The organism is Aureispira anguillae (genome assembly GCF_026000115.1).
GTDB classification, from domain to species: domain Bacteria; phylum Bacteroidota; class Bacteroidia; order Chitinophagales; family Saprospiraceae; genus Aureispira; species Aureispira anguillae.
Genome location: NZ_AP026867.1, coordinates 5,187,939 through 5,213,920, shown reverse-complemented (window position 1 = coordinate 5,213,920; position 25,982 = coordinate 5,187,939). Strand labels below are relative to the sequence as shown.

19 protein-coding genes are annotated in these 25,982 nt (G+C 36.1%); 6 read left to right on the top strand and 13 right to left on the bottom strand.

The features are described 5' to 3' along the window. The 9 genes from AsAng_RS20380 to AsAng_RS20340 all read right to left on the bottom strand — a co-directional run bounded on the left by AsAng_RS20380 (nucleotide 1) and on the right by AsAng_RS20340 (nucleotide 11,857). Nucleotides 1-570: a rhodanese-like domain-containing protein gene (locus tag AsAng_RS20380; protein ID WP_264788950.1), complete on the bottom strand. Its 570-nt coding sequence runs from the start codon at nucleotides 568-570 to the stop codon at nucleotides 1-3. Between the two features lie 306 nt (nucleotides 571-876). Beyond that, nucleotides 877-1,626 carry a glucose 1-dehydrogenase gene (locus AsAng_RS20375; protein WP_264788949.1) on the bottom strand — a complete coding sequence of 250 codons (750 nt, stop codon included), beginning with the start codon at nucleotides 1,624-1,626 and terminating at the stop codon, nucleotides 877-879. Between the two features lie 116 nt (nucleotides 1,627-1,742). Beyond that, nucleotides 1,743-2,324 carry a TetR/AcrR family transcriptional regulator gene (locus AsAng_RS20370; protein ID WP_264788948.1) on the bottom strand — a complete coding sequence of 194 codons (582 nt, stop codon included), beginning with the start codon at nucleotides 2,322-2,324 and terminating at the stop codon, nucleotides 1,743-1,745. Nucleotides 2,325-2,412: 88 nt separating this feature from the next. Further along, nucleotides 2,413-4,788 carry a DEAD/DEAH box helicase gene (locus tag AsAng_RS20365; RefSeq protein ID WP_264788947.1) on the bottom strand — a complete coding sequence of 792 codons (2,376 nt, stop codon included), beginning with the start codon at nucleotides 4,786-4,788 and terminating at the stop codon, nucleotides 2,413-2,415. A gap of 106 nt (nucleotides 4,789-4,894) precedes the next feature. Continuing rightward, nucleotides 4,895-5,878, bottom strand: coding sequence for an ion transporter (locus tag AsAng_RS20360; protein WP_264788946.1), 984 nt, complete (start codon nucleotides 5,876-5,878; stop codon nucleotides 4,895-4,897). A gap of 8 nt (nucleotides 5,879-5,886) precedes the next feature. Next, nucleotides 5,887-6,384, bottom strand: a complete 498-nt coding sequence (locus AsAng_RS20355; protein WP_264788945.1) for a dihydrofolate reductase — start codon at nucleotides 6,382-6,384, stop codon at nucleotides 5,887-5,889. 1,047 nt (nucleotides 6,385-7,431) lie between these two features. Then, complete coding sequence (locus AsAng_RS20350; RefSeq protein ID WP_264788944.1) at nucleotides 7,432-9,057, bottom strand: alanine/glycine:cation symporter family protein; 1,626 nt, start codon at nucleotides 9,055-9,057, stop codon at nucleotides 7,432-7,434. A gap of 305 nt (nucleotides 9,058-9,362) precedes the next feature. Then, nucleotides 9,363-10,658 carry a glycoside hydrolase 5 family protein gene (locus AsAng_RS20345; RefSeq protein ID WP_264788943.1) on the bottom strand — a complete coding sequence of 432 codons (1,296 nt, stop codon included), beginning with the start codon at nucleotides 10,656-10,658 and terminating at the stop codon, nucleotides 9,363-9,365. Between the two features lie 251 nt (nucleotides 10,659-10,909). Next, complete coding sequence (locus AsAng_RS20340) at nucleotides 10,910-11,857, bottom strand: T9SS type A sorting domain-containing protein (protein ID WP_264788942.1); 948 nt, start codon at nucleotides 11,855-11,857, stop codon at nucleotides 10,910-10,912. Nucleotides 11,858-12,285: 428 nt separating this feature from the next. Between AsAng_RS20340 and hemW the strand changes: the two genes are divergently transcribed. After that, nucleotides 12,286-13,413, top strand: coding sequence for a radical SAM family heme chaperone HemW (gene hemW / locus AsAng_RS20335; RefSeq protein ID WP_264788941.1), 1,128 nt, complete (start codon nucleotides 12,286-12,288; stop codon nucleotides 13,411-13,413). A gap of 28 nt (nucleotides 13,414-13,441) precedes the next feature. On the opposite strand, the gene AsAng_RS20330 is transcribed toward hemW, so the two are convergent. The 3 genes from AsAng_RS20330 to AsAng_RS20320 form a co-directional block, all read right to left on the bottom strand. Further along, a complete protein-coding gene (locus AsAng_RS20330; RefSeq protein WP_264788940.1) occupies nucleotides 13,442-14,845 on the bottom strand; it encodes an RtcB family protein in 1,404 nt (467 codons plus the stop codon). A gap of 117 nt (nucleotides 14,846-14,962) precedes the next feature. After that, a complete protein-coding gene (locus tag AsAng_RS20325; protein WP_264788939.1) occupies nucleotides 14,963-16,690 on the bottom strand; it encodes a hypothetical protein in 1,728 nt (575 codons plus the stop codon). 18 nt (nucleotides 16,691-16,708) lie between these two features. Then, complete coding sequence (locus AsAng_RS20320) at nucleotides 16,709-17,629, bottom strand: hypothetical protein (RefSeq protein ID WP_264788938.1); 921 nt, start codon at nucleotides 17,627-17,629, stop codon at nucleotides 16,709-16,711. A 352-nt stretch (nucleotides 17,630-17,981) separates the two neighbouring features. On the opposite strand from AsAng_RS20320, the gene AsAng_RS20315 reads away from it, so the two are divergent. The 3 genes from AsAng_RS20315 to AsAng_RS20305 all read left to right on the top strand — a co-directional run bounded on the left by AsAng_RS20315 (nucleotide 17,982) and on the right by AsAng_RS20305 (nucleotide 20,712). Continuing rightward, nucleotides 17,982-18,506, top strand: coding sequence for a DUF4258 domain-containing protein (locus AsAng_RS20315; RefSeq protein ID WP_264788937.1), 525 nt, complete (start codon nucleotides 17,982-17,984; stop codon nucleotides 18,504-18,506). An 8-nt stretch (nucleotides 18,507-18,514) separates the two neighbouring features. Further along, entirely contained in the window at nucleotides 18,515-19,435 is a 921-nt protein-coding gene (locus AsAng_RS20310) for a mechanosensitive ion channel family protein (RefSeq protein ID WP_264788936.1), read from the top strand. Between the two features lie 215 nt (nucleotides 19,436-19,650). Continuing rightward, on the top strand, nucleotides 19,651-20,712 hold the full coding sequence (locus AsAng_RS20305; protein ID WP_264788935.1) for a M42 family metallopeptidase: 1,062 nt from the start codon (nucleotides 19,651-19,653) through the stop codon (nucleotides 20,710-20,712). Between the two features lie 80 nt (nucleotides 20,713-20,792). On the opposite strand, the gene AsAng_RS20300 is transcribed toward AsAng_RS20305, so the two are convergent. Then, a complete protein-coding gene (locus tag AsAng_RS20300) occupies nucleotides 20,793-21,437 on the bottom strand; it encodes an alpha/beta hydrolase (protein ID WP_264788934.1) in 645 nt (214 codons plus the stop codon). A 238-nt stretch (nucleotides 21,438-21,675) separates the two neighbouring features. Between AsAng_RS20300 and AsAng_RS20295 the strand changes: the two genes are divergently transcribed. Both AsAng_RS20295 and AsAng_RS20290 read left to right on the top strand, forming a co-directional pair. Next, nucleotides 21,676-24,285: a YfhO family protein gene (locus AsAng_RS20295; protein WP_264788933.1), complete on the top strand. Its 2,610-nt coding sequence runs from the start codon at nucleotides 21,676-21,678 to the stop codon at nucleotides 24,283-24,285. Nucleotides 24,286-24,494: 209 nt separating this feature from the next. After that, a complete protein-coding gene (locus AsAng_RS20290) occupies nucleotides 24,495-25,955 on the top strand; it encodes a capsular polysaccharide export protein, LipB/KpsS family (RefSeq protein ID WP_264788932.1) in 1,461 nt (486 codons plus the stop codon). Nucleotides 25,956-25,982 lie beyond the last annotated feature (27 nt).

Sequence of the window (25,982 nt, the reverse complement as noted above, 5' to 3'; positions counted from 1 at the left end):
CTAGTAGATTCCCAATCCGCTTTTTAATAGTTTGAGGTTGCTTCTACTTCCAACGTGGACCTTGTCTGTTTTTCCATCTTTGTCAAATACTTCATGACCCGTATTTTTCCATCCGATTAGTCCATTTTCTAAGATTTGAACATCTATAAAGCCCATTAATTTTAGATATTGAGCGACAAGATAGCCTCGTTTTTGATTTGAAGAATAAACAATAACCCTAGCTTGTCGATCAACCATCCAGACCCGTTCTACAGAGAAATCTTTATAGCCTGTTCTTTTTGCATTTTCAATATGGCTGATATTGTATTCTTCTTTCGAACGGGCATCTAAGATGAAAAATTTCTCTCGGCTATCCTCTATGATATAATTTAACTCTTTGGGAGGAACAGGAGTAACGTTTATGTTTTCAGGATTTGCGCAGTATTCTTCAAATTTTGGAAGTTCACTTGGTGAGAGTGCGGCTGCATCTCTTTGAGAAGGAACAACAGCAAAAGGATCCCGTTGAGCTTGTGAAAAGTTAGTTATACTAAATACAAAAAAAGGTATCAGGACTAGTAAAACATGCTTCATTCTTATTTTAGTTTTTAATCTAGGGAATAAGCTTTTGGTAATAAGGGACGTACCAAAAGGCTATTGATTACAACTTGGTTTAAACTAAAATTAAGCCAATTTCTTTGAATGCTTATTTTTAGACTTCTTTGAAAACCAGACTCTAATTTCTATATTATTCTACCAAATACCAAAAAAAAAACAAAAAAGCTAAAAATGAAACATGCTCTCCTTAGAAAGAGAGCATGTTGTCTTACTGGATGGTTACCAGTGGAAAAGAAAAATTTGATTGTATGAATTTTGAAATTTATGGTGAAAACTTCTTAGTTATACCTGTGTCAATCCTCCATCTACAGGTATTTCACTTCCTGTGATATAAGAGGCATCTGTAGAGGCTAAGAATAGAGCGGTTTGAGCAACTTCAGGACCTTTCCCAAATCTACCTAAGGGAATTTGTGTACTGACACCACTTGCAAAACCTGCGATATCTTCTTCGGATAGATTCGTTTTACCCCAGATTTCAGTTTCTATAGGACCAGGACTAATTGCGTTTACTCGAATTCCATTAGGAGCTAGTTCTGCGGCTAAGGTACGTACAATCGAACGCAAGGCTGCTTTACTTGAACCATAGATAGAAACCCCAGGCATTCCTTTACTACCAGACGCAGAGGTATTAAAAATAATAGATGCTCCTTGGTTTAAATGAGCTACTGCTGCATTGACCAAAAACAAAGGCCCCTTTACATTGATGGCATATATGTCATCAAATATCGCTTCTGAAAGCTGCCCTACTGGATGTGCTTGAAAGACACCCGCATTTAGAAACAATACATCAATTTTGCCGTATTTTTCTACCACAGTTTGAACCAATTTATGAGAATCAGAAGTATTGGCTGCATCTGCTTTTACCAATAAATAATCGCCTTCGAGTTGACCCTCCAAAGCGTCTAGTTTGGCTTGAGAACGACCCGTTAAAACTACTTTTGCCCCTTCTGCTAAAAATAGTTTTGCAGTGTCTAATCCCATTCCACTTGTTGCACCTGTAATGACTGCTACTTTGTTTGCTAATTTTTTCATTGTTGTAATTATTTTGTGGTGTTTTAATTAAGTAATACTGGTATAAATTAGACCAGTCTGTTTATTTTTAATGTGTAAAATTATTATTTAAATTTTAATATCCTTAAGCAAGCGGCTTAACCGCTAATAAACTGAAAAGTCATTGCAAACCACTTGTCCAAGTAGGTTCGGTCTTTTTGAGCTTTCATTCTAGAAAAAGCACCATAAATACCTGCCTGTATATATTCAGCGATATAAATAGCTGAAAATGCATTGGTAATTTCACCCATGTTTTGCCCTTCTTTTATACAAGCTGCAATTTCAATGACATTACCTTGAACCTGTGAATCAATAATTTGAGCGAGTTCTCGATGAGTTCCGCCTAATTCTACCGACAAATTATTAATTAGACAACCTGCATCGCAACCATCTTTGTGATTTTGATTGATTAGATGAGTATAAAGATTTTTTAGCCGTTGAAGAGGGGATATGGTATTGTCTTTCAAAAAAGATTGAATTAAAGAGAGACTATTTTTGCCATATTCTTGCAGACTTTGTTCTATAAAATCTTCTTTACTGTCAAAAAAATTATAAAATGACCCTTTGGGAATGGCACAAGCTTTTAAGATTTCATTAATACCAACATTGTGGTATCCTTTTTTTCGAATCAGTTCAGATCCAATGGCAATAATGTCTTCTTTTTTGTGTTTGTAACCCATTTTATAAATTAGACCAGTTTGTTTAAAGTTAAATACAATAAGCTAAACAGGCTATTTTTGAAAAGGTTTAAAGAACTGAAAAAAAAAATCATTTTTTTTCAACAAGAGGAATTCCTATATCTAAAAGCCCCTTGATTAATTGCCCTTCTTGACGTTTCCAAAAGCGGACATCTCCTACAATAATCAATTGTTTTTTGGCTCGACTTACCGCAGTATTGATTAAGTTTAGCCCCTTGGATAAATTATTTTGACTATCCGTAAACCATTTATCATAGGTGTCTACTAAAGACAGAATTACCGTAGACCACTCTCTACCTTGTGAACCATGAACGGTAATAATTTGCTGATTTTTTCGAGCTTGAGGGAGCAAATCGCCTAGGAGTTTGAGTTGATTTCTATAAGGGGTTAAAATAACAAAATCATCTTCTATTTGGGAAACGAGTGCCTGGATCAGCAATGCTTCTGTATTATTTTCTCGCTTTTTTTTCGAACTAGAAGGTTTAGGAGCATCCACATAATAAATTGTTGTTTTTTCTTTGGTAACAGCTGATTCAAATCCATTTTGATAAACATATTGATTGAGGACTTGAGCGAGGTTACTCCCAAAACGATAGGTTTGGTTAAGGTCTGCTTTTTGCATGGCCTTGAGTCTTAGAGGGCTATTGCGAATGTATTCTTTTAAGGCTTCTTCTTTTTCTTTGAAAAAAAGCCCTGTTGCGTAGATAGCAGATTGCCCCCAAATAAATGCATCGTGATAACTAGGATCTCTAGCAATGGTTTGGTCGCTAATTTCACAAACTGGAGGCAGTTGTTTATGATCGCCAAGTAGCGTAATTGGAACACGATGATTAAAGAGCGGAAGTACTTTTGCTATATTAGCATAGCCTGCCTCATCTATAAAGATATGGTGAACAGGTAGTTTTTCTTCCATAAAGCGACCAATATAACCATCTAGCGTAGCAGCAATAATACGAACATTTTTTAGTCGTTCTTCTGTGGAATAGCCACTTAATAAGGTCTGTTGCTGTTTGATGGCAGCCTGTTCGTGTTTGAGTTGATCAATAGAGATTGCAGCATAGGAGTCTGCTAATGCCCCCAATTCGACTTGATTGTTTTGGTAAGCCGTTTTTATTTTTTGAATTGCAGCTTCTACTAACTCAGAACGATCAGACAATAAATCTTGAACTAGGGCAGTTGCATTATTTTTTTTGAACTCTGTTTCTATAAATTCTATTTTAGTGTGGAGTTTTGTCTTTTGTTGGTTGACGACAATCAAGGCGGTCTTTCTATCCTCCTCTAAAAGTTCACTATGAGCTAAAAAGTCATCTATTTCATCTTCAATAGCACGGTATTCTTGCTGTAATTGGGCTTTGTCTTTTTTTAGTTGAGCTAAGTTATGAAGACTTCCACGAGCCATGGTTGAATCGAGTTGTTGAATTTTTCGATCAAGAATACGAATCGTTGATTTTATGGTTTGGATTTGTTTTTGGCGGCGCTCTATCTTCTTTTTAGTGGCATTGATTTGTACTAATAACTTACGTTCCTCAATGACCAAATTATCCAGTTTATTTTTGAGCGTTTGTAATTCTACAAAAATCCCTTCTCCCTCTTGAAGTATATTTAGCAACAATTCATAGCTTTTGTAGAGCAATACTTTCTCTATTATTTTTGCTTGATTTTTTAATTCTTCCAATTGCTTTATAATGCCTCTTGCTTCACAAACTTCTGGGAACTCATCTGCAAATGCCTTGGATGGTGTGCCTAAGCGAATAATCTGCTCTCGTTGGATCTTGGCTTTGTCCGTCATGGCAATTACTCCTCTCAATACTTGCTCAATGGCATTATTAGTAGGAGCCAAAATCGCCACTTTGTAGCCATTTTTTAAATAATGCAATAAAGCATAAGATAAAACTGCCTGCGTTTTGCCCGTTCCAGGTGCCCCCCAGATATAACTGAGTGGATGATTAAAAATAGTAAAAATTGCTTCCTTTTGATTATTAGAGGGTAATATATTGTTGAAAAAATCAATTGATTTAAGTTTGTTTTTAAGAGGAGAACATTGAGTCGGTAACTGCAAGGCACCACCATTTTTTTCATACCAAAGTTTTACCCGTTCTACCAAAAACTTGAGATCTGAAATAATCTCTAAATCGGTGGGCGTTAATTGGGTGAACAAAGCATGATATTGCTCTTCTGGTCGCAAAATCAAAGTCTTGCTATTTTTATCATAAGAAACAACCTGAATTTGGGAGCTGTTCAATTTTTTATGATTGGTTTTCAACAAAAAAAAGATCGCTTCAGTATCAAATAGATTTCCATTTATTTTGACTTGAAATAACCCCTTAGGCAAAGCAAGTATAGCAGCAATTCCGATGCGTTGCAAACCACGATCATTCTTATCCAAATAATCATAATAAGCTTGTGTTCCATTGATACAAAGTGCTCTTATCGCTGTTGTATTCATAATCTAAATTTTGAATGGGGACTGAACTTGCTTTTCTAAACTTAATGAACGGCTTTTAGCTCGTATTGGATACCCCTATTATAGAAAGTTATAGAAAGGATCGCTTTTATAAAGCAGCATTTTTCCATTGTTTTACTTGCACTCGTTTGACAATAAGGTCGATCGAGTCAATAATCAAGGCGTTGCTCAAGTCTGAATTTTGTAAAGAGGGATGCTGCAAAAAAACTTCCAATACACTATCTAATACTAGACTAATTGTCTTTTGATTTTTGGCAGCACTTATATCTAAAATAAGTCGATCAATGACACCAAAAACAATTTGGCTGGTTGCTGAATTTAGGCTTTGTTGGATTGGCGCACCAACAACAGGAATGCGTTCAATTTGCTGCACCTCAGGATTTTTAGAAACCGTATCTTGTACTGTTTTCGAGATGTGTTTGGCTAATAATTTTCGGTATTGAGGGTACTTTTCTCGAACGCCATCTTGGATGACCTGACTAAGAATTGTTGTGATTTCGGACTGGCGAGGTCGAATAACTTCCTGTACAATAGCATCATTGATTGGTTGTCCTCGGTTGATTTCATTTTTGGTTTCTTCTAAAACCTTGATAACAACTCGATCTGAAATTTCTTCAATAGCAATGTTATAGTAGTGCCTTAAAATATTAATTAATGCATAGTTATGGAGATCAATGACTTGCCATTTGTGTAGGCGATAGGTAAGCCCTATAATTCGGAATAAGCGCAAAATACGAAAAGATCCTGTGGGGAAGCAGCCTAAGACATCATACCAGTGGATAAAAGGGTAGAAGAACCATTTGTCATATGTCTTTTGATAGATAGCGATCAGCCAACGCCCAATGAATTCCGTTATAAAAATAGAGACAATAATCCCATCATAAACATAAAAATCTTGATGAATCGATCGATAAAAAGGCAAGATAGGATCAACGAATGCTTGAACTGTATGCATGGTATACAATGCGTCAAACATTAGCCAAAGTAAATCAAAAATCGTTAAACCTAGCATGGCTAAGTCGGTAAGTACACTTAGCCACTGTAGAGGTCCTTTGATATTTTGAAAACGCAAAACCATTTTTATTCTTTGCGTTCTAAGACTTTGAAGGTATAATCGTAAGGATTCTTGGCATCTTTTTGATGTGCCTCTTGGCTAATTACATTCCAATGATCCATATTGATTTTAGGAAAGAACACATCAGCATCCTTAACCGTTATATCAATGGTCGTTAAATATAGCCGAGTAGAAAGCGGTAGCCCTTTTTTATAAATTTCTCCTCCTCCAATAATAAATGCTTCCTCTGCTCCTTTGTCTTGTGCTACTGCCAATGCTGCGCCAATAGAATGGACTAAAATACAGCCATCGATATGAAATTCAGGATTTCGGCTAACAATGATATTGGTTCGGTTGGGGAGTGGTTTTCCAATAGATTCAAAACACTTTCGCCCCATGATAATGGGGTGTCCAGATGTGATTTTTTTAAAATATTTGAGGTCGGCAGGCAAGTACCAAGGAATATCATTTCCCTTGCCTATTTCATTATGATTGCCCATCCCTACAATTGTTGATACTCTCATGTTATTTTAATCCCTTTTTATACACACAATATTCTATAGAAATCCAAAACCCACAAGTTATAGACTATAAGTATACAGAAATAATGTGAAGAATTATATTAATTTATTGTTTGATGTATAACTACTAGAGCTATAAGGGTGCCAAATATCAAATTACAAATTAATTACCCCATTATTTTTACTAGATACAATCGTATTTTTTGTGTTTTGATCAAAATACAAAAAGAACTATGGGTTTGTCTGTCAATGATAAGCAAATTATTTTAAATCTACCTCATTTATCTTTGGCGATTCTTGTCTCAATTCTAAAACCACAATAAAAAATAATGGATTTGATAACCTTTGAAGTTTTTGGGTATATAGTATAAGAACCAGCAGTGGATAAATCATGTATTGAACTGCTGTTTTGCTTCTAGTAACTGGAGAGCTTGTTTGCGATCCAATTGAACTATAGTCAATTGTTAGGAAACAAGGGATCTTTGGTCGTATGCAGTTTAGAAGACTTTTGAAATGGAAATGCAATGAAGTGAGCCTTGAAATTAATGTTAACACAAATAATAAATTATTGAAATCAGATCCGTTATAGCAACTGATGGTAGACAAAGGAGGGAAGGCAGACAGTTAATTTCTTAGCTAGTTAACATAGCGTACGAATGTTAAAGGCAAAGCTAGTTTGGAATTTAAGTGAATGTTTTTTTTTGATGAATACCATTGTTTGAGATATTGATTCTGCATGGCAATGGTTTAAGAAGAATAAAAAAGGCTAACGTGTTATTATTTCTGAAGAAAAGAATCGAGCAGGAACGTTTGTTATTTATGTTGGACTTGCTTACTAAGTTGTTCCTAAACCTTTCTTTGATTCATTGGATAGTTAAAGCATTAGGTTGAAAGTTGCTTGCTTTTATAAATCCATTCAGAATTCTATTATTGCTGCAAAAGAATGGGAGGCTATTGATTTTTCGATAGCCTCTTTTTCAATTTAAAGCAATGCGCCTAAACTCCTTTTGAGTTTAGGCGCATTGTAACCAATAAGGCTTGAGTTAAAACTTATTTTTTATAGTTTTTGGTAAACGCAACATATTTAGCAACTTCTTCTTTGACCACAGGGGCTAAGATTAATAAACCAATGATGTTGGGGAATACCATTGCAAAAATCATGGCATCTGAAAAGTGAACCACAGAGCCTAAGCCAGCAGCAGAACCAATCACTACAAAAACACAGAACAAGACTTTATAAACTAAATCTGTTGTTTTTCCTTTTCCAAATAGGTATTTCCAAGCTTGTAGACCATAATAAGACCATGATAACATGGTAGAAAAAGCGAATAAAACCACCGCAATGGTTAAAATATAAGACGCACCTGGTATGGTAGATTCAAATGCAGTAGAAGTTACTACAACACCATCAGGAACCTGAGAACCGTAGGTCATAAAACCACCATCAATATTGGTAACAATCAAAACCAAAGCCGTCATGGTACAAATGACAACGGTATCAATAAAAGGCTCTAATAAAGCAACCATTCCTTCACTAGCAGGATGTGCTGTACGTACCGCAGAGTGGGCAATAGCAGCAGAACCTACACCAGCTTCATTAGAGAAGGCAGCACGTTGAAAACCTTGAATCAAAACCCCAATAAAACCACCTACAGCAGCGGTTGGTGTAAATGCACCAGAAAAAATAAGCCCCACAGCAGCAGGTATGGCAGCTATATTCATAATTATAATAACAATAGCTGCACCAACGTAAAGTACGGCCATAAAAGGAACTATTTTTTCAGTTACTTGACCAATTCGTTTGATACCTCCAATAATCACAACAGCTACTAAAATGGCGATAATAACACCAAAAATAGTTTTTGCAGCAAGAGGAATATCATTGCCATAAACCATGCTTAAGAATTGAGCAGCCGCTTGATTGGCTTGGAACATATTTCCTCCACCAAACGATCCTCCAACACACATAATAGCAAAGAAAACAGCAAATACTTTACCTAAGCCTCCTAGCCCTTTGCTGTCAAGTCCTTTGCTCAAATAATACATGGGACCACCATGAACAGTGCCATCGGCATCAATTTCACGGTATTTTACCCCCAAGGTACATTCTGTAAATTTAGTAGCCATTCCTAAAATACCTGCCAAAATCATCCAAAAGGTAGCTCCAGGACCACCAACCGACAAGGCTACGGCAACCCCTGCAATGTTTCCTAGACCAACTGTAGCTGAAAGTGCGGCTGTTAATGCCTGAAAGGGAGTAACTTCACCTTGGGCGCTTTCGTCACGAATCGTATCGGGCATATCGTCTAAGACCGTTGCTCGTTGATGATCTGATGGGGTAATGTTGCTGGTTGATGTAGGCTCATAAAAGTCACCTTTTACAGTTTTGATGGCCAATCCTAGGTAACGAATGTTGGGAAAGGCAAAGTAAAAGGTAAAATACAAAGCTCCTGAAATTAGTACAATTAATACAATGGGAGCCGATAAACCTCCACCTAGTGGAATAGAATAAAGAACAAAATTAAAGATAGCATCGGCGATGGGCTTGAATGCTTCATCAATTTTTTGATCGATTCCTTTGGCAGCAGGATCTTGACAAAAAGCTAAGATGGGAGATAATAGGGCAAAAAGCAAAAAAAACAATCGTTGTTGAATGGTCTGAATTCTTGGTTTCATTGGTAAGATGTCTATTATTTTAGGAAGATTAAATTAGTATTATGGATTAATACTCCGTAGATTTTTTGTTTTTTTTCAAAAAAAGGCAAAAAAACATCTTGTATTCGATTGATTATCAAACAACTGTCATTTTGAACGGTAAAATTGTATAGTCTTGATAATCAGTTGAATACGATTTTTTTACGGAGTAATGATGGATGTGTTATCGCACAATATACTAAAAATGTAAGATATTATCCAACAAGTAGAAACCCTAGTGGAGAGACAAAAAAAACGCTGCCCTAAATGAGAGCAGCGTCTTGACCTTATTTTTGAAACTTATCATTAAATGATTTGATGAGCTCATGTGTGGTAGAATCTGTGTTATAAACAGAATACCATCCTTGGTATTCGTGAGGTGGGTCTCCTATTAAATCATCGCCTGCTTCATAAACAGATCTTGGTACACGTGGGCGTCCTTCTCCTCCCCATGCCCAAAAGTTGATTCCTTGGTAAGGTCCTCCTTCATTGATGTTTTTTTCTAGATGCTCAAACATAAATTTGAAGTAAGAATCTCGTTGATGGACAGTAGAACTAGCATCGTAGCTCTCTGCATCTCTAGCGATACCAAATTCTTCCAAAACTAACGGCTTGTTCATCTCTTTGGCAATTTCAATATGCTTGTCTAAATAAGCAATTGCCTTTTTTTGAGCAGATTCTAAGGTTTTGACTTTATGTGGATCATACCAACCCCAATTTTGAATCCAAATATGCGCCGTCAAATAATCAATTTCAACAGAATGATTCTTAATGAAATTCTTTCGACGATTGCCAAACAGGGATTCAGACATAATTCCCTCACTTCCTGTAGAAATTAAATGATGAGGATCCATTTTGCGGATGAATTTTGCCGTTTGACGAATCCACTTGCGGTAAGGACCTACTCGAACACCACATTTGGGCTCGTTAGCCAATTGCCAAGACATAATGGTTGGATCATCTTTATAAGCTTTGCCTGTAATACTATTTGTGCGCTCTACTACTTTTTTGACATGCGCTTTGAACCAATTCTTAGCACGAGTATTTTTGTAAAAACGGAAGGTATAGTCCATGTAAATTCCCCATGAAACACCACCGTCTAGCGAGGGGTAGGGAATGGGTTTATTGTCTAGCCAAGATAAATATTGGGCAAAGCCACCAGACCAATGCCAAAAATTCCCCAAAACCAAAACACCATAAATATTGCGCTTTGCCATTTCTGCTAAAAGAAAATCTAAGCCTTCCAAAATATCTTCATTGTATTGAAATGGCTTAATCATTAAAGGAGGTTGCACTCGATATTTTTCTCCTTCAGGTCCTTCAGAGCCAACCATGATGCGCAAATTATTGCAGCCTATTGCTTGCAATTTGTCTAGTTCTTTGATTAGACGATCTCTTTTGGCTGGCACCCCTAAGTGCATACCATACCAAAAATTAGTGCCTATAAAACGATAGGGTTTTCCTCCTATTTTAAATTGGGTTCCGTCTACTGTTACAAAACCTTCTGGTGGAGGACCTGGTTTGGGAACAGGGGTAGCAGATGTAAAAAAAGCAGCCATTAGGATAATCAATAAATGTTTCATATAGTAATTATTCGTTTTACTCAATAAAGTAGTTTTAAAGATTTTGTTTTTAAAACTTGTTCGTAATATAGGCACTTTTTTATAGCTTAAAAAAAAAAGTAGAACTTACTAAAACGCTACAAATTAAGAAATTCAAATAGAGCGTAGGATAACTATACAAAAGCCTACTTAGCATTGCTAAATAGGCTTGTCATGGAGTAGAGCTGGCGTTTATTATGGGGAGGTGTGGCTAGTAATAGTTCAATTAACTATTACTGGATCAATACTTTTTGAGATGTAGTGTTACCCGCTACTGTGTGCTGCAAAAAATAAGCACCAGTAGAAAATTTGCTAACATCAATAGTAGTGCTAGTACTCTTTGTTTTACCCGTCCAAATAACTTGACCATAAACATTGATTAATGCCAAATCAGCTTCTTGTGGATTGGTTTGTTTCACATTAAGTACATTGGTAGCAGGAGTCGGGAAAACGCTCCAATTACTAAGTGTAGCAACATCTGATAAAGTAGTGGAATTCTCTTTAGATGGTTTTATTGTTTTGTGATTGGGTTTTTCATTTGTGGTTGGTGCAGCGGCAACCAGCTCAATAGGAGCAATTGCTTCCTCCAACAAATCAATAGCAGGAGCAAGAACAATATCTTCTGGTTGGATTGGTGCAACAACGGGTACGGCTTTTTCTTTAAGCGGAGCTACCTGAATGTTAAAACAATGGAAGTGGTTCCATGCTTCTTCCATCCCTTCGCCTTCTATTAAATCTACTTCCGAAACATTTTGAGGAAGACGTTCAAAGTGTACCTCACATTCAAAATATGTTTTTTCTTTTTTAGAATCAGCATTTAAATAAACGTAGCCACCTGTGACTTCTTTGTGGGTTAATCGGTTGTTTCTACGAACGTTATAAACCCCAATTAAATTGTATTTTTTGTCATTGATTTCATCTTTTAAAAACCAAGGATGTTCTCCTTCAGGAGAATAGAGCCAAATAGAAGTATAACTACTTGCTCTGTAACGAAAATGAAAAATGGTACGGTCTTTTTGGTATTCTACCTTGTCTAGAATACATTGACTATTAAATTGTTCATAAACAGGATTAGCGTCTGTTCTAGCTGCTTCAAGATTAGCTGATGTTTGTGCCTGTGTATTGACCGCTAAGAGTATAAAAATAAAACTGCTAAGGGCAAAAAGTAAATGCTTTTTCATAATGAAGTTGGTTTAGATGAATCAAAATAGCTACTTACTGCTCAGGTGAGTTTTATACGTTGTAGCTAATGAGTGGGTTAATATGATGCTGTCAATCCATTTTAGAAAAAAAGGCTGGTTTAGTTGTTACACTAGATGATAAGGTTTAGGTCTTATATAAGGTCTAGATGCAACCTAATTTGTTTTTGGTGTATCTAAAGTGGAATGCTTATTTAATTCTATTAATTTAAGTGTAATATTTTGTTATATTTAGTGTTTGTGGTTTTTTAACTTGTTGTTAATGTTATTATTAATGTAAAAATTTTAAAAAGGTTACAGTTTTTAAAATAAAATTTTTAATAAAATTGTTCCCGAAAAGCTGTTTTTTTAAAAAAAGTTACCTTTGTAAGGATATTTTTATCCAAAAAGAACAATTAATAAGAACTATCTTGGCAGGTATTTACATCCATATTCCATTCTGTAAACAGGCATGTTATTATTGTAATTTCCATTTTTCGACTTCTTTGCGCCAGAAAGATGAATTATTGCTCGCAATTCATAAAGAACTTGTAGAACGTAAGACTTATTTAAAGGGGCAAGTCATTGAAACGGTTTATTTTGGAGGAGGGACTCCTTCGTTATTATCTGCTAAAGAAATCCTTCAATTATGGGCAGTTATTGAGGAGCATTATCAATTAAAAACAAACCTAGAGGTAACACTAGAAGCTAATCCAGATGATTTGACGTTGGATTATTTAGAGGCATTAAAAGAAACTCCAATCAATCGTTTTAGCATAGGGATTCAATCTTTTTTTGATAACGATCTTGTTTATATGAATCGGGCGCATAATGCAGCGCATGCCAAAGAATGTATTCAAGCAGCACAAGCGGCAGGTTTTGATAATTTGACAATCGACTTGATTTATGGCACACCAACAACGAGTCATCAGCAATGGCGAGAAAACTTAAGGACAGCGTTTGAATTAAATATACCACATATTTCTTGCTATGCGTTAACGGTAGAACCTAGAACAGCTTTGGCACATTTTATCGAAAAAGGAAAAACGGCTAATACAGACGACAACCACATTGCAGAGCAGTTTGAAATTTTGTTGGATGAAATGGAAACGAATGGCTATGAGCAATATGAAATTTCTAATTTTTGTTTGCCAGGAAATTATGCAAAACACAATTCAAATTATTGGACAGGAAAACATTATCTAGGGGTAGGTCCCGCAGCCCATTCTTTTGATGGAGAATCTAGGCAATGGAATATAGCGCATAACCCTAAATATATAAAAGCCTTAGCGCAACAAGAGAGTTATTGGGAAAGAGAGCTGTTGACGATCCAAAATCAATTTAATGAATATATCATGACCTCTTTGAGAACCAAGTGGGGAGTTCGCATTGATCAGTTAATAGAGTGGGGGAGTACAACTAAAATGTGGTTTGAAAAAAAAGCACTAACCTATATCCAAGAGGGGTTGATGGAAAAAACAAAACAAGCTTATATACTGACGGCAAAAGGCAAGATTGTTTCAGATGCTATTATTTCAGATTTGTTTATGGATGAATAATTAAGTAGTGGGGACTGTCTCTTTTACATTAAGATTTTGCACTGTCCATTCGTACAATTTTAGGATAAAATGGCGCAACAACTTGAACTAAATCTTGTTGTGCTTGCATAACCGTATGAATATCCTTATAAGCAAAGGGAGCTTCGTCTAAGCCTGCACCAATTAGTTCTACCTGTTTATTTTTTAATTCGTTGCGAAGCATTTTTTTAGTGAAAGATTCTTTTGCTTTTCGTCTAGAAAATGCTCGTCCTGCTCCATGTGCTGCGGAATTAATAGAAGCACTATTGCCCAAGCCTCTAACAATAAAAGCAGGGGCAGTCATAGACCCTGGGATAATACCCCATTGCCCTTGATGAGCAGGAGTAGCTCCCTTGCGATGGACATAAACAGAACGACCATCTTTTAACTGCTCTTTCCATGCAAAGTTATGATGATTTTCTATTCTGCGCAGTTCTTTTATCCCTAGTGCTTTTTGGACTCTTCGGTGGATGTGATGATGGCAAGCCGAAGCATAATCTCCTGCCAAATTCATTGCCAACCAATATTCTTGTCCTTCTTGCTCATTCATATAAAGCCAAGATAAGTGAGCCACAGCTTTTGGAAGATTTCGTTTTTTTATAGCAATATTGGTGTAAGTATTGGCTATTTTAGCGCCAAAACCTCTAGAACCAGAATGGGTTAATAAAGCAAGGTAAGTACCAACAGGTAGATTTAAATCATTGTTAATATCATTGATCTTTACTAAACCGAATTCTACAAAATGATTGCCTCCTCCCGAAGACCCGATTTGGGAATAAGCTTTGTCCAGTAGAGAACGAATTAAGCCAATCTCTCTAAACTCAGGACGATCAAAAATGGCATCCTCTCTTTTATTATCCTCAAAGGTAGACCGACCAAAGCGAGAATTATTTTGAATAATTTTTTTTAGTTGAGATTTGTTCTGCTCCAAATAACTCTCTTTGGCATCAAAGATACTCAAACACATTCTACAGCCAATATCCACGCCAACACCATAAGGAATAATGGCATTTTCAGTGGCTAAAACACCTCCAATTGGCAACCCATAACCATGATGGGCATCAGGCATCAATGCTCCATTAACCGAAACGGGAAGACGCATTGCCTGTTGCATTTGTGATTTTGCATTTTCGGCAATTCCATCTGCTCCATAAATCTGGAATGTTTTGTCTGTAAAAGTATAGGTTGCTACTTTGGCTTGTTGGTCAATTAATTTAATAGCAACAGGTCCCATAATTTTATCTTGAATATAATTATGGGGTGTTTTTATGACCGCTTTAAGGATGGCTATTTTTTCGGCTTTAGAGGTGTATTTATAACCTTTGCCTACCAATAACATCGCTAAACTTCGAATTTCAGTCTCTGTATACCCAATTGCCGCCAAATCTTTTCCTCTGAGCTTTTCTTTTTTCATGATGTTTTAGTTTTGATCTAGTCTTTAGACAATGTTCTTAACTCTTTTGCAAAGCGCTAAGTTCCAATCCTAGTCTATTTTCTATTTTTTATCCAAAAACACCTGATAATAGTCCCACTATTGTTTTAAATAAGTATCAACTTTTCGGAACCATTGCCCAAAAGTACCCTGACTCATGTCTTTGCCCCAAGCAATAAAATAATCCTCCCAAGTATTGGCCTCAATGCTATTAAACCAGACAGCAAAATCATAAATGTAAGTCCCCACTTCGATAATTGTTAATACTGCATTGACGGCAGGCATCAATCGAGCCAAAGGCTTAGCATAGTTTAAGGCCTTGGTTATTTTCGCAACAGGACCCGCTATTTTTTTATAAACTTTTTTAGCAGACTGATCTAGCAAATCAGCCGCTTTGTTCTTGAGTGACTTATCTTTCCAATCGTGGTTTTCTAGTAGCTTATAAGCATCTTTTGCCGTTTCTTGGACTTCATTAGCTGCTTTTTTCATAGCATCTACATCCTGTTTGTCAATGGCATCAGAAAGTTGGTCAGCTCTTTTTAATAAATCATCGTTTTTAGCTTGAATTTTTTTCAATGCTTTTTGATCGTTCTCTATAGAAGGTCGATCTAAATCTGCATCAGGAGTTTTTTGCTTGGATGAATTATTTTTTACCTTCGGCTTGATAGGAACCAAAGAAACATCAAAGCCACAACTAACACTGATATTGCAGACTGGCACATCAATTAAAGGAAGTTCTAAACCTGTTTTTTTGATCAACTTAGCTAAATTGATGGTTCCTTGAAAACGCACAGATGCCGCTGTAAATTTACCTCGATTGGCAATTTTTCTAAAAAAGTTGTCAGTAGGCTCATCAACATCTTTTTTGGTGGGTTGCAGCCCATATTTAGCGAGATCTGTTTTAAGGGTAAAGGTCACATAACCCAAGTCAAGAGTAGCGCCTTTGGTCAACGCAGTTCCTGATACACCACCTATAGATGGCATGACACCTTTAAACGCTTTTAGGTTAACAGTTGATCGAAAGGCCTGTTCAAAATCTACCAAAAAGCCATTGATTGCTTTTTCCTGATTGTTGATTAAGACAGGGCTACCAAAAGCCAACTTACCGCTAACTTGAGTTTTTCCATTGGTAAATTTAAAATATTTGGTATCAAAACGATCGGGAATTAATGGAAATTCATAGGCATCAATTTTTAATTGAGTTGCGGCATAAGCAATATCATTGGCAGAATCTAGCCATGATTTTTTACCTTTAAAAAAAGCCTTAAAACTCTGATCCAAGTTGGCAGGTTTAGTAACCCAGTTGTTGGGAGATAGGCGGTCAATTTCTTTTAGGAGTGCTTCTTTTGCAGAATTCTGATAAGCAGTAGCCAATAATTGTAAATCGTACTTATCCGTTCCAAATATTTTTTCCCATTCTCCTTTCATTCTGCTATTTACCGTAACGGCAGAAATCTTATCTACATTGGCGATGTAGTATTTATCAAAAATTTGTAAGGCATCCCAAAGTTTTTTTCGACTTAACCCATCTGCGACATAATTTTTGCCAACAACTGTGGCTAATTTTTGACGAATGTCAGCACTGCAAACAGAAGTGTCGATCAATTGGAACAAATCATCGGCTGAATTAACCGCAATCGTAGGATCGGCAACCAATTCCTCTCCAAAACCAGCAGCTTCCGCTTTGCTTTTGAGTTGGTTGGCAATTGTTTCTAATTGAGTTAATTGAATTTTTTGCCCTTCAGTTAGCGGTTGACCACTGTTTTTTATCTTATGAATGCTGGCGAGCATTTCTTGGTAAATGGCTATGATTTTTTGCTTATTCATGTTTATAGGATTGGAGGGTTATTGTAGCAAAGTATCGAGATATTTTAGAGCTTCTTTAGCTTGTGTTTCTAGATGACGTAGTGTTTCAAACTCTTTTTCAAGCAAATCTAAAGCTGTTTTTATTCCCTTTTCTTGGGCAGTATGATCCATTGTCTTATTCAGTTCAATATCTACTGCATTGCTTGCCATTAAAGCTTGTTTTATTTTGGCTGCAATACGTTTAAGTTTGGGGTAGTCAGCCAGAGCAGTAGTTGCATCTTTTTGGTAAGCAACTTTTGTTTTTTTGTCTACTTCTTCTAGTTTATTTAAGAAGCTAGCTCCATTTTTTAAGGCAATTTTGGCAATATTAAAATGTTGAACAGTATAGGCTGAATCCAGTGTATCTTTATTGCTAATTAGCGGTACAACTCGATCTTGTAGCGCTTTTTTTGCCTTTAGATAGTTGTTTTTTACCAGTTTGATAGCCTGATGATCATTTTCTGAATCGGCTACTTTTAATAGCTCAGCTTCTCCGACATTAACTTGGTCTAGTGCGGCGTCCAAAAATGGCAGTTTATCTTTGTGGAATTCTGGAGTAATAGCAGCCTTGGACCACAGGCGTTTACCTGCTTTGGTTATTTTGTCAGGTTTGCCTTTACCAGCATTGATTGCAATATGCATTTTGATTCCTTGTTCTGTAGATTCAAAAAAACATTTGCCTTTGGCAAAATGCATCTCCGCTTTATTTTGCTTGAAAAAATTGGCTAAATCTCCGACATAGACCCCCATTAGAATCAACGCTGATTCTTTTCCATCAGAGAAAGAATGATTGCCACAAATAACAGCATCCAATTCTCCAAATTTGGCAGCACGTTGGATTTCTTTTTTGAGGAATTTGGCATAAGATTCAAAATCCATAGCAAGGATTTCTGGAATCTTCTTTTTTAGTTTAAAGGACATAGAGTATAGAATTTAATTTTAACTTAACAACAAGTATACAATTTTGTAGGGATTAAAACAAGTGATATTACAAATTAAGGAACAAAGGAATAGAAAAGCACCTCATTTATTTTATTATCTTTGATAGATTGTTTAATCTAGCATAAATTTAAGGTTTATACTTAACAAGCTTAACCGTTCAATTATGCTTAGCAATGATTATGCCTTAAGAATTTAGGGGAGGATTATTAAATTGAATACAATTTTTTAACGGAGTAATGTAAATTTACAAATTAATTCATTTAAGTAAAATGGATTTAGGTTAAAATGTTGATTTTTAGTGAAATATATTGTTTGTTTAGATAGCGTTCAAATGGAAAATAAAAGTATGTTAGGTATTTTGTTTCATCCTTATTTTAGAATAATAATGGTTGCGATTATCGTACTGTTATTGTTGAATAGTTGTGAATATGGTCCAGAGCATGGGAATTCAGTAACAACTACCCAAAATGAAAAGCCTTCGGGAGCTAAAAATCAGGAAAGACCAGGGGGAACCACCACTAGCCAAGATGCACCCACAGAGCCTGTTGCTCCCAAAGAATTTACAGAACGAGATTTAGAATTTAAAGGCAACCGAATTGCCTTAACACATCATGCTCGTTGCCGTATGGATTGTCGAAAAATTGACGCTTTCGAAATTCAAGAAGTTATTGATAAGAATACTATTAATTATAAAAAAACAAGACCTGCAAAACCTGGCAAGTGTCCTACCATTGCTTATGAAGGAATGACTAGAGACAACCAAAATGTGCGTGTAATTGTGGGAGATTGTGAGAATGACCCTATTATTATTACAGTGATTGACTTAGGCAATAAGTATCATTGTACCTGTGATTAAGTATAAAAATGGATGTAATATTAGAATGGTTTCATCAATTTTCGGATGGACTAACAGAAACGGAGAGCAAAGGCTTAACTACCTTTATAATTGTGTTACTATTATGGTTGTTTCAACGCCTAATGGTACGCTCTATCATGAAGTTACAGAACGATTTAGCCATACGGTACACTTGGCGTAAGAGCCTTACTTATGGAGTGTACTTAATTGGAATTGTAGCAATAGCTTTGGTTTGGGCAAATCATTTTGGCGATTTTGCAACCTACCTTGGTTTGTTATCGGCAGGTCTGGCGATTGCTTTTCAAGACCCCATTGTTAATATGGCAGGTTGGTATTTTATTTTGCTTCAAAAACCATTTAAGGTAGGAGATCGGATTCAAGTTGATAACCAAATTGGAGATGTAGTAGACATTAATCTGTTTCAATTTTCTATTGTAGAAGTAGGAAATTGGGTTGGAGACGAACAAAGCACGGGGAGAATTATTCATATTCCTAATTCCAAAATTTTTAAAACACCACTGGCGAATTATAACGAAGGCTTGGATTATATTTGGAATGAAATAAAAGTTCTGGTGACCTTTGAGAGCAATTGGAAAAAATGCAAGGAGGTCTTGGAGAACACCTTGAATGTACATGCGCCCAAAGTAAGTGAACATGCCAAAAAAGAACTTCAATCTGCTTCGGGAAAATATCTTATTTATTATCATAAGGTAACTCCAATTGTTTACACGAGTGTAGAAGATAGTGGCGTATTGTTAACCTTACGTTATCTTTGTGAGCCCAAAAAACGCAGAAATACAACGAGCTTTCTTTGGGAGAAAATTTTGGATGAATTTAATCATCCTGATAATATAGATATGGACTTTGCTTACCCAACTAGACGAGCCGTTACGACAGGAGATGGTGTAAAGGCTGCCACAGGAGATTAGGCAATCTACTCATATTTAAGCCTATTTTAAGATTTTAAAAACTTAATTTTAACGAAATAAAAACAAAAGAGACGAATTAGGATTCGTTGGAGCGTTCTTTTTTTAGTTAATTTGTCCAAATTATAAATACTTTGATAGTAGTACTTTTATAAAAAGGGATTTAGTCCAAAATTTAAAGCTACTACTGCATATTTTAGATATAAAAGAGAGAAAAAATGATTGATATTGCTTTGCTCAGTAAGTTTTGTAGAATTCCTGCTGCTCCTGGATTTGAACAGCGCTTGCGTGCTGTAATAATGGAAATGGTTGCCCCTTTGGTCGATGATGTTTATACCGATGCAATGGGTAATGTATATGCAGTTAAAAAAGGAACTCAACAAGATGCCGATACCAACAAAGTAATGATTGGAGCGCACATGGATGAGATTGGCTTTATTGTAACGCACATCGAAGAAGGCGGTTTTATTCGTTTCCATACCCTAGGTGGTTTTGACCCCAAGACCTTAACGGCTCAACGAGTAATTATACATGGAAAAGAAGACGTTGTTGGTTGTATGGGCTGCAAACCTATTCATTTATTGACTCCTGCAGAAAGAGGAAAACCATTGGGTATCAAGGATTATTTTATTGATACAGGAATGACTCAAGAAGAGGTAGAACGCATTATTAGTGTTGGTGATCCTATCACAAGAGAGCGAGAGTTGATTGAGATGGGAAACTGTGTTAATTCTAAATCACTTGACAATAGACTGGCTGTTTATATGCTTTTTGAAACGTTGAGAGAATTAAAAGACCAACCTGTACCTTATGATGTGTATGGTGTTTTTACCGTTCAGGAGGAAGTTGGAATTAGAGGGGCTAGTGTTGCTGCTCAACAGGTTAATCCTGCTTTTGGTTTGGGGATAGATGTTACCATTGCTTTTGATGTTCCTGGTTCGCAAGCCCATGAGCGTATTACTTCTTTAGGAAAAGGTTGTGCCATTAAAATTATGGATAGTTCAACAATTTGTGATTATAGAATGGTGAACTTTATGAAAGCAACTGCTGATAAACACGACATTAAATGGCAGCCAGAGGTGTTGACTGGAGGTGGGACCGATACCGCAGGTATTCAGCGTAGAGGAACAGATGGTGCTATTGCAGGCTGTATTTCTATTCCTTGTCGAAATGTACATCAGGTTATTGAAATGTCAGACAAAACGGATATTCGGAATGGGATTGATTTGCTCAAAACCTGTCTCTTAGAGATTGATCAATACGACTGGAGTTTTAAATAGACTGAATTTAATCGTTGATAATTTGAGGATGGGCTTTGTTGTCCTATCTTCAAATTATCAAACGAATTAAAATTTACGAGCTAAAGTTGATCGACAAGATCCTGTAGAACGGTTCTATTGATTACATGTTTCCCCTCAAACCAGATCATTTTAAAATTAAGCTTTTGTGCTTTTGTAAATGCTTGTTGCTCTTGAAGGCGTTTAGAACTTAGGTATTCATCTTGCCGCCCATAGACAACATAGAGTTTTTTATGGGCTAAGTATTTCTCCATTGGCAAATACGTTAGGTCTGTAGGAAAGCCTGCTCCCCATAGAATAAGGTTGTCAAATTGAGGACGGTTGCGCTCAATCCATCGCAGAGCAGTAGCACCTCCTTGAGAAAACCCCAAAATATTAATTTCTACTTCTTCAGACAGTTGGTTTTTGTAATGAAAATAGAGATGCTCTATATAATTACAATAATCCTCGATTTCGGACAAACGATCTGCTTTGGTCATCCAAGATGCCCCAACAATTCCTTTCGCTTCATTCCAGTAAAAACGAGAAAAGCCCTCTGGCGCAACAATCAAACAGTCTTCTCCCAAGTCATCAAACTTATGAATAAAACGACTGGCCAATTGCCCATAGCCATGAAAGACTAAAAAGAATTTTTTGATCTTAGGAGAGGGGTGACCTAATGTATAATAATGCGCTGTACGAGGGAATTTAATTTGATGTGGTTGCATAAAGAATAAGATTTTTGATGTTTACACAAAAAAATTATATTTTGGGTGGTAATTATACCAAAACTTTAGCGTTTTTTTTCGTTTAGAGAATAAAGTGTTGAATCAAGTGTTTTATTCAACAGTTTAAGTAGCTTTTTGCTATTACGATTTGATGGTTAGTTTGGTAAAATTAGCATTAAAAAATTAAGATTATAACGGAATCACAATAAACGATATTTCTCACAACATTTGACCAACAATGAGTGCAAGTAAAGAAAAAAAAGAAAAAATAGGAGCTGAAACAGAACTACGTCCAGATTCGCCATTACAGCAATGGATGAAACATATAGGAGCCTACCTTATTTTATTGATTGTTGCTATGTTGTACTTTAAGCCTGTTGCATTTGATGGCAAGTCGCTACAACAACACGATAATGTACAGGCTTTGGCGATGCAAACGGAAATTAGACAATATAAAAAGAGTACAGGAAAACAAATTAAGTGGACCAACAATTTTTTTGGTGGAATGCCAACAACGATAATCGCTAGCCATAGCCCCAACTATATTAATAGTAAAGTGGTTCGCCCATTGCTCTTTTTTCAAGGTTATAATGAATGGGTGAATCTATTTATGATTCTAATTAGTTGTTATATAGGGTTGCGTTTATTGGGGCTTGGTTTTGTCTTGAGTGTAGCCCTTTCGGTTATACTGGGCTTTTTTACATCCAATACGCTCTTTATTGCCGCTGGGCATACTGGAAAAATGAATGTTTTGGCACTGACTCCTGTTATGATTGGAGCATTAGTTTATGCGTATAAAAAAAATGCACTATTGGGATCCATGATTTTTGCATTTGGATTCAGTTATAGTCTCTCTAGGAATCATGTTCAGATTACTTATTATACCTTTTTTGCATTAGGGATTATAGGGCTATTTCTAATGTATGAAGCCATCAAGGAAAAGAAGTTGGCTAATTTTTATAAGTTTGCAGGTGCCATGGTATTTGCTGTTTTATTGGGCGTTATATCTAATTTGGGGGCATTGTGGCCCAATTATGAATATGGACAAGAATCCACTCGTGGTACAACAGAGTTAACAAAAGTAGATCATAAAAGTGGTTTGGCAAAAGATTATATTTTTGGATTGAGTCTAGAGAAATCTGAAATCGGCATGTTAATGTTTCCTAATTTTTATGGAGGAACGCAAGGCAAATTGTTTGTTAGCAATGAAGGTTCGGAGACTCAGGCAGCGTTTAGAAGCCCTAGAGTGCAGCAAGAAATTGTTGCGGCAGCCAAACGAGCAAATGCACAAGATGTGAACCAATTTATGAACCAAGTCGCCATGCAATATACTCGACAATATCGGGGTAGCCAAACGATGTGTGGAGGACCTATCTATTATGGTGTGGTTGTTTGCTTTTTGTTTATTTTAGCCTTATTGCTATTGCAGGGAGCTTTAAAATGGGGGATTATCAGCACACTAGCATTTTTTATTATTTTAGCTTGGGGGCAACATTTTCCTTTGGTTAGTGACTTAATGTATAGCTATTTCCCGTTGTATAACAAATTTAGAGACACTAAGATGACCATGCTTGTTGCTCAACCTTTAGTAATTTTAGGAATAGGTGCTGGTCTTGTTCGTTTGTTTCACTTTAAGGCAGAAGATTATACCAACACTTGGTCTGCAAAATTACTACCCAAATTAAAACAAACGGTTTCTAAGCAGGGCTATGTTGTTTTGGCAGGAGCTATTGCAATAGGAATTTGCATACTAACTTATTTATATCTTTCTGTAACGCCTTTATCTGCTCCCAAAGATGCTGAACTAGCTGTCATCAGTCCTAGTTTGGTTGCTGCTCTAGAATTGGATAGAGCTGCACTTGCCAAAGCGGATATATCTAAAGCATTGATCTTTATAATAATTGCAATGGGATTACTTTTGTTGTATACCAAGAGTATATTAAAAAAAGAAATTGTAATTGTATTGTTGGCGGTTGTTGCTTGTGTCGATTTGTTGCTTGTTAATAATGAATATGTCAATAAAGATAGCTACACAGACCTAGATTATATAGAAAAAGCAGACAAAGCAGCACCAACCAAAGCCGATCGAGATATTATGAAGGATCAATCAATCTATCATGTGGTTGATTATTCTAGAGGCTATCCTAGTCAGAATGCACAAGCTTGTTATTTCCACAAAAGTATGGGGGGCTATTTTGCAGCAAAACCTTTACTTTATCAAGAATTTTGGGGGCATTATCAACTAGATAATGGGAATGTAGCCTTGAAGCAGCACAGCAATTTGATGAATATGCTTAATGTGAAGTATATTATTCTTAGCCAAGAACGATTTATGGATAACCCAACTGCTTTAGGAAATGCTTGGTTTGTTCAAAATATTGATGTGGTTAAAAATGCAGATGAAGAATTGGCCGCACTTGATAATCTAGACCCTGTATTGAATGCTGTAGTACAAGAAAAGTATGCTCCTTATGTAGAAGGGTTGAATACTGATTATGTGGCTGGTGATAAAATATTCTTGAAAAAGTATCACCCTGATACGATGATATACCAATCCGAAACCTCAAAAGATCGCTTTGCCATTTTCTCAGAAATGTATTACCCGCCATCAAAAGGATGGAATGTTTATATAGATGGAAAAAAAGTAGATCCTTTTGTTAAGGTAAATTATGTCTTACGTGGATTGAAAGTTCCTGCTGGGAAACATGAAATAAAGATGGTTTTTGAGCCAGTTTCTATTAGTATAGGTGCTACCGTCGGAAGCTTAGTATCAATATTGATTATAGGCTTGCTTGGAGGAGCCACTTTTTTTGCCTACAAAAAAACTAAAGAAGAACATCTAAGCTAGGTAAGTTGTCTACTGTTCCTGTCTTAAAATGTTTTACGAATAAGGGCTCATAGAGCCAGTTATGCCATTAGGCAGTGGTCTTTTGAGCGGGGATATAAGGACGAGCTTTCCTATATCAGTTGTATAATTTAGTTTTACTTGTTATTATAATGTTCGTTTTTTGACAATGTTCTCATAATGAAGTTGTGAAAGAACCATAATTTTTTTTTATGAAAATAATGTTTTTTGAGCCTTACACAAGGCATAGTCCACATTTTGAATACTGCTTAGAACAGATACAGGTTCATCTGGACAAAGGGAATGAAGTGTTTTTTGTAGGCTGTAATGCAGAATTTTCTGCTTGTGATAACAACCTATTTCATTCTTCGGCTATTTGTAAAAGTTGTGTAGAACGTTGTGATAAGGGAATTTCATTACTTTCCAAAAAAGTAAAAATCAACAATAGCATTATTATTACCCCAGAAGAACAAGTAATCGTAGACGAATATATTCAGAAGGTAGTATTTAATAATGTTGAAGAGTTAAAAAAGATCAAATTTAGAGACTTTGATTTGGGGATGGGGGTTGCCTCTAGTTTAATCACCCATTTTCGGAATCCATATTTTGATGTAAAAAGAAACAAAAGGCTAATTAGGAACTATATTGAATCTTCTATTAAAGTTTATTTAAGTTTAAAGCGATATGTAGAAGATGAAAAGATTGATGCGATCCATATTTTTAATGGTCGGCTAGCGCATCTACGTCCAGCTTTAAGGGTGGCAGAGGAAAAAGGCATTGATTATTATACGCATGAAGCTGGAGCGAGTCGCAACAAATATGCCATATACAAAAATATGATGCCTCATAATTTTACCAAACGAAGAGAATTAATCCGTGAGTTTTGGGAAAGTGCAGACAAGAATGAAAGAGTAAAGATGGGCGCTTCATTTTATGAAGATCAAGCAACGGGGAGGGCTAGAGACAAGTCTTTTCATCATGTCAAAGATCAGAAAAAAAACGCTTTGCCTAGCAACTGGGATGCTTCAAAAACGAATCTAGTTATATTTAATTCTTCTGAAGATGAATTTGCGGCAATTGCTAGTAAACGAAGTATGGGGGTTTATCCTTCGCAGTTGGTAGGAATACAAAAAATGGTGGAGGGGCTTAAAGATAATGAGGACTATCATATTTACCTTAGAATTCATCCCAATCTACGCAATGCCAATAAGAAAATATTAGAAGAACTCTATCAAATTACAGCACCCAACCTGACGATTCTTGGTCCTAAAGACCCTACTAGTACCTATGAGTTAATTGATAAGGCAACAGCTGTAATTACTTTTATTTCTACAGTAGGAATTGAAGCTGCTTTTAGGGGAAAAATAGCTATTGTAGTGGGGAATGCAATGTATAGTGATTTAGGGGGAACCTATGCACCTAAGAGCCAAGAAGAAGTGATCAGTTTATTAAATAAAGTAAAAGACTTACCTCCTTTGGACAAAGAGGGAGCCTATATTTATGGTTATTATCGTAAGTATTATGGTATTTTATGCAAGTATTATGAGTCAGAGGGCTTATCTAAAGGTAAGTTTAAAGGGGTCAACTTAGACGATGCTTGTTCTGCGCTACCCTTGACTCGTTTTTTTGAAAAATTGCAATGGGTGAGAAAGCATTATTTTAGGTACAATTAGAAGCTGTTTTTCATGCCAATTAACTCA

Excerpts from the sequence above, each read along its gene's own strand:
- AsAng_RS20300 (WP_264788934.1), bottom strand. The coding sequence starts at position 21,437 with ATGCAACCACATCAAATTAAATTCCCTCGTACAGCGCATTATTATACA.
- AsAng_RS20380 (WP_264788950.1), bottom strand. The coding sequence starts at position 570 with ATGAAGCATGTTTTACTAGTCCTGATACCTTTTTTTGTATTTAGTATA.
- AsAng_RS20310 (WP_264788936.1), top strand. The coding sequence starts at position 18,515 with ATGGATGTAATATTAGAATGGTTTCATCAATTTTCGGATGGACTAACA.
- AsAng_RS20315 (WP_264788937.1), top strand. The coding sequence starts at position 17,982 with ATGGAAAATAAAAGTATGTTAGGTATTTTGTTTCATCCTTATTTTAGA.
- AsAng_RS20370 (WP_264788948.1), bottom strand. The coding sequence starts at position 2,324 with ATGGGTTACAAACACAAAAAAGAAGACATTATTGCCATTGGATCTGAA.
- AsAng_RS20330 (WP_264788940.1), bottom strand. The coding sequence starts at position 14,845 with ATGAAAAAAGAAAAGCTCAGAGGAAAAGATTTGGCGGCAATTGGGTAT.
- AsAng_RS20375 (WP_264788949.1), bottom strand. The coding sequence starts at position 1,626 with ATGAAAAAATTAGCAAACAAAGTAGCAGTCATTACAGGTGCAACAAGT.
- AsAng_RS20355 (WP_264788945.1), bottom strand. The coding sequence starts at position 6,384 with ATGAGAGTATCAACAATTGTAGGGATGGGCAATCATAATGAAATAGGC.
- AsAng_RS20340 (WP_264788942.1), bottom strand. The coding sequence starts at position 11,857 with ATGAAAAAGCATTTACTTTTTGCCCTTAGCAGTTTTATTTTTATACTC.
- AsAng_RS20295 (WP_264788933.1), top strand. The coding sequence starts at position 21,676 with ATGAGTGCAAGTAAAGAAAAAAAAGAAAAAATAGGAGCTGAAACAGAA.
- AsAng_RS20350 (WP_264788944.1), bottom strand. The coding sequence starts at position 9,057 with ATGAAACCAAGAATTCAGACCATTCAACAACGATTGTTTTTTTTGCTT.
- AsAng_RS20305 (WP_264788935.1), top strand. The coding sequence starts at position 19,651 with ATGATTGATATTGCTTTGCTCAGTAAGTTTTGTAGAATTCCTGCTGCT.
- AsAng_RS20345 (WP_264788943.1), bottom strand. The coding sequence starts at position 10,658 with ATGAAACATTTATTGATTATCCTAATGGCTGCTTTTTTTACATCTGCT.
- AsAng_RS20320 (WP_264788938.1), bottom strand. The coding sequence starts at position 17,629 with ATGTCCTTTAAACTAAAAAAGAAGATTCCAGAAATCCTTGCTATGGAT.
- AsAng_RS20365 (WP_264788947.1), bottom strand. The coding sequence starts at position 4,788 with ATGAATACAACAGCGATAAGAGCACTTTGTATCAATGGAACACAAGCT.
- AsAng_RS20290 (WP_264788932.1), top strand. The coding sequence starts at position 24,495 with ATGAAAATAATGTTTTTTGAGCCTTACACAAGGCATAGTCCACATTTT.
- AsAng_RS20325 (WP_264788939.1), bottom strand. The coding sequence starts at position 16,690 with ATGAATAAGCAAAAAATCATAGCCATTTACCAAGAAATGCTCGCCAGC.